We start from the raw sequence: 4,169 nt of genomic DNA on the forward strand, positions 1-4,169 counted from the left end.
TCTTTTAATATCAATACGATTTTGTATTCTGTCATCTTTTTCATATTCAAATTCTCTTTTACTTTTATCGTAGTGCATTTTCTACGTCAGTTTTGTACTAACTATGGGGTATTTACAGTAAATCCGACGAATGAACCCATTTAACAATTAACTTCTGGGCTCTAGTTAAATATCGAATTTGATAAAAATCGTCTCGGTACTGTAATAGTTCTACCTTATCATCTTCAATTAAATACATTTTAGTTTTTGATTTTTCCAAAGCATCATCATATAAATAAGCCTGTTTAACAGCTATCTTTTTAATTATTGGTTTTCTATCAAAAAGATTATGCTCATTTGTCACCAATAAATAATTTAAATTTTTATTATAAATTTTACGCTGCACCATATCACACCCAATACATTGATCTTCTAATATTATTTGATAATATTTCTCCTTTTCTTTATAAAGTTTTTCATACCACTTCCCTCCATCAAGAAAACGATTAATTAATTGATCATTGGTTTTCTTATAATCGCATAACTGAGAACCATCGCTTAAAATTTGTTTCTCTTTAGTTTGAATAATATGATTTTTTATTTCATAAAGCGAATAACACTTATTAGGTGTAGAATTATATTTTAATGTCATCAATAAATAATTTTGACCAAAAAATTTGTCAATTGATAAGATTGACTCATCAATTTCATCATTCAACTCTATGGGTACTTTAATTTGTTGACAATCAGAACTATTATCAAAACAATGATAAATTGATTGTTTTATTTTATTAAATTCTATACTTCCATATGAGCGTGTCGTTAGGAAATAAAAAAATAATATTGATATTTTTACTAATTGCATATTATTGAATAATATTTAATTATTTTATTTACATTAATCATCTAATTCTTCTAGCTCCTGATTCTGTAATAACTTGTTATTTTTATATATACTTAATTGATTGTCTCGAATAATGTAATAATAATCATTGTGTTGAAATTGATATCCTAATAAGCGATGAGATGAATAATGATTTATAGTTTCCCCTTTTAAAAATATATATAGTTGATCCTTCTTTCTCGTTCCTTCATAATAAACATTTTTACAGTCTAATTCCCCCTCTTCGCAGCAATAGGATATTTTAATATTATATTTTAAAGAGTTATATTTAGTTGTATACAGACAAGAATGATTAAAATCATTAGCTAAACAAACAAAAGATAGTAATAACATTATAATGAAAATTATTTTCATATTTCTTTATATTCTCCATCCAAATGACTATATGTAGTATATTTATTATTTTTAAATAAATAATATTCCGAACGTCTTCGATTATTAACGCCTTGATTAAATTTTCCTTGGGAGTTACTCCAAGATAACCATGCTTCTTCTAATGAATTATAAGCATAAGATCCTTTCGGATTATTTATCATCTTTACTACAGTTGAATTCTTAAATCCTCCAATGCCAATAGTAGTTCCTTTAGTATAAGATTTTGGTGTTGGTTGGTACTTTTTTTGAAGATTGTGAGTGTTTTCTTGCAAGATTTATTGTTGTTTTTTTGCAATCATTTCAGATGCTAGTTGACAACCATCAGTTAGATTATTTTTACATGCACGTTCAAACCATAATAGTGCGGTTTTATAATTTGATTGCGCTTTTTCAATGATCCCTAAATTAAGTTGCGCAAAAGGGTTATTTGCTTCGGTAGCTTTTTTATACCAATCAATTCCTTTTTTATAATCTGTATCAATTTCACTACTTGTTAAATATAAATTACCCAACTCAACTTGAGCAGCTGTATAACCTTGTTTAGCCGCTTTTGTTAACCAATATAATGCCTTTGAATTATCCAGTTTAACTCCCAAAAATCCAAATCTGTAATTAACCCCTAAAGAGTATTGAGATTGTACATGATTTTGTTTGGCTGCTTTTTCTAACCAGATAATGGCTTGTTCACTATTACCCTGTTCTTCATAAATAATAGCTAAAGCAAACTGAGCTTGTGCATATCCTTGTTGCGCGGATTGTTGATACCAATAAAAAACTCTGTCATCATATTTTTCATCAATACTATGAGATAAAAGTAGATTAGCTAAAGAATATTGGGCAATTTTATCACCATTTTCTGCTTGTATAATTAAATTACTTTCGTTATTAGTGTCAGCCATTATACTATTTGAGCTCCATAGTATTGACGATAACATTAGTATAAGTGCGAGTTTCTTATTTAGGTATTTCATTAAGTTCCACTTCCTCTGTTTCATATAAATCGCTATAATTAAAAGTTTTTTTTGTTAAAACCCTACCATTTTTATCGTAGGTCATAATAATTTTATAATCTTTACTAAACTCATCAGGATGATAATACCTAGTACGAACAAGCATACCTAATAAATCATATTCATACCAATCACCCACAAAAATGCCCGTCGCATTATAATGCCCTTGGCAACCTTTTTCTTTTACTCGACCATTTGGATAATAATCAATAAGAAATGAATAACAAAAGGGAGTATTTGAAGTGCTTGATATTATTGATGATATAGCGTAAGGATCAAAATTTTCCTTTACAGAGTTAGCAAAAGAATGAAAAGCAATAAACAAAGAAATGAGCAGTAAAATAATTATTTTTTTCATTATGCAACCTTTTAATAAAATTTTTTAATATTTTTTAGTAACCCTTCATATAATTGTCGAGCAATTAGATCAATATTTGAAAATAAGGCTTTTGCATCTTTCGGTGATGTGTAGTAGCCCTTTCTCGGTTAACGCTGCGTCGATATTCTCTTTTTGTTGCTGTTTTTCTGCTTCAAATAAAAACGGGAAAATATGTTTTTATTCTTCTCTTTCTTACAGTATCTTTTAGATCAGAATGAAGTTTCTAATTTTTATAAACTGATTTCAGCCCAAAAAAACAATCTATAAAGGAAAGTTGTATATCCTTTTTGTAAGACTTTCTTATTCTTTACTTAAACTAATTAACTCTAATTTATTATTAATAAAATTATAATATCTTTTTTTATAACCTTCTTTACTTTCGTTTTCACCGGGATCTGCTATTATTCCAGAAATAATAATCAAACTACTATTCAAATGGTATTCTATTGAAAATCCATTTTCTCCATTTTCATCTTCTATTAAATAAGCATTAGGCAACCCAATAATTTTGTTAGAAAGCAAATTTCTAATCTCTCCACAAATTGCCCCTCCACCACATCCATAAACCTTAACTAAATAATGATAAGCAAAATTTGCATTTTTAATTTTTATTTTAGTCCCAACAGAAAAATCATCAAAATTTAATTCAGTATTACTTTTAATTTGACTTGCAAAAGAGTGACTAACTAAAAATATAAAAAAACATAAAATAGCATAATTAAATATTTTCATATTTATTTCCAATTCCCATTTTTCGATTCTCTTAATACCTTAACCATTTCATCTGGTAGTATATGGGCCGAATTCAGCCCATCACCTTGATAATATGATGAACCTTCAAAAGCAGCAATTCGTCCCCCACTTATCATTTTACTTTTACGTACTCCAGCTGATGCAAACTCTTTAGCCCAATCATAAATTGCATCTTCAATATCGCCATCATGCTCTAAATATTTTATTATGTTTTTCCTTTTAATCTTTATCAAATATTCTTCAAATAAAATATCTTGTGTTTCTTTATTGTACTTAAGTGATAAATCTAATTTCAAATAAGCTACAGCAGCCTTTAAAGTTTGAGGAATTATTTGAAAACGTCCTGCAGCAAATATTTCTCTTTTTGTTTGCTTATTAATTAATTCTTCTATTGTCATAGATGTTAAATTGGTATTAAAAAAAGCTTTTAATTTTGGTTTAGTTTGATTATAGGCTGAATAATCATTGTTAGATTCTACTTTTCCTAATAATGAAGCAAACGGACTTTCAGCCCAACTTCTTTCCCTATTAATTATTTTGAAATAATCCATCATTGCCACGGGATGAATAAACCACGCCTTGCCATCAGTTGATAGATTAGACAGTTTAGGGGTATTAGTATTAGCATCGCTTTGTTCAGTGCTGGTTGTTTGAGTTTGAGTTTGAGCTTGCACTTGTGCCACCTGTTGCCACCACAGTGAGGGTTTAATGCGTTGCGCTTTTTCTAGTTGCCAATTTTTTTTGACATGTTCATGCGCTTCATCTACTT

Annotated in this window: 5 protein-coding genes and 1 pseudogene; all 6 read right to left on the reverse strand. The window is 28.3% G+C overall.

The window, feature by feature from the left end; genetic code table 11:
* Window positions 1–112: 112 nt before the first annotated feature.
* Window positions 113–844, reverse strand: coding sequence for a hypothetical protein (locus GQ589_RS11330; protein WP_160426290.1), 732 nt, complete (start codon window positions 842–844; stop codon window positions 113–115).
* Between the two features lie 389 nt (window positions 845–1,233).
* A complete protein-coding gene (locus tag GQ589_RS11335) occupies window positions 1,234–1,530 on the reverse strand; it encodes a lysozyme (protein WP_160426292.1) in 297 nt (98 codons plus the stop codon).
* Window positions 1,531–1,533: 3 nt separating this feature from the next.
* A complete protein-coding gene (locus GQ589_RS11340) occupies window positions 1,534–2,157 on the reverse strand; it encodes a tetratricopeptide repeat protein (RefSeq protein ID WP_160426294.1) in 624 nt (207 codons plus the stop codon).
* A gap of 55 nt (window positions 2,158–2,212) precedes the next feature.
* Entirely contained in the window at window positions 2,213–2,626 is a 414-nt protein-coding gene (locus GQ589_RS11345) for a hypothetical protein (RefSeq protein WP_160426296.1), read from the reverse strand.
* 321 nt (window positions 2,627–2,947) lie between these two features.
* Window positions 2,948–3,379 (reverse strand): hypothetical protein, encoded by a 432-nt coding sequence (locus tag GQ589_RS11350; RefSeq protein ID WP_160426298.1) that lies wholly within the window; start codon window positions 3,377–3,379, stop codon window positions 2,948–2,950.
* A gap of 2 nt (window positions 3,380–3,381) precedes the next feature.
* Window positions 3,382–4,169, reverse strand: a pseudogene (locus tag GQ589_RS11355) (hypothetical protein); the annotation flags it as partial.

It is taken from the genome of Gilliamella sp. Pas-s27 (assembly GCF_009795865.1).
Lineage (GTDB): Bacteria > Pseudomonadota > Gammaproteobacteria > Enterobacterales > Orbaceae > Gilliamella.